At 77.0% G+C, this 252-nt stretch carries 1 pseudogene; it reads left to right on the top strand.

Features of this window, described 5'->3' with window-relative positions:
- Positions 1-252, top strand: a pseudogene (locus tag B7767_RS41555) (transferase); the annotation flags it as partial.

Raw genomic sequence — 252 nt, 5'->3', positions numbered from 1 at the left:
CCCACGCGCAGGTCGCGGGCGGCCTGTGCGTGCGCCGCGAGCTGCCGTCGGGGCACGAGGCGCCGTGGGAGCCGGCCCTGTACGCCGCGCCCGCCGTACTCGCCCGCCCGGCGCTGCGCCCGCGCCTGGTCCACGACACGCTGTGCGTCAACAAGCTCTACGCCACGGCCTTCCTGCGCGCGCACGGCATCCGCTTCCCCGACGGCCGCTTCCCCTACGAGGACGTCGTGTTCACCGCGCGGGTGTGGGCCG

Origin of the sequence: Streptomyces sp. 13-12-16 (assembly GCF_002114215.1) — a bacterium.
In the GTDB taxonomy this organism is placed as follows: Bacteria; Actinomycetota; Actinomycetes; order Streptomycetales; family Streptomycetaceae; genus Streptomyces.
This window is presented reverse-complemented; position numbering and strand designations above follow the sequence as displayed.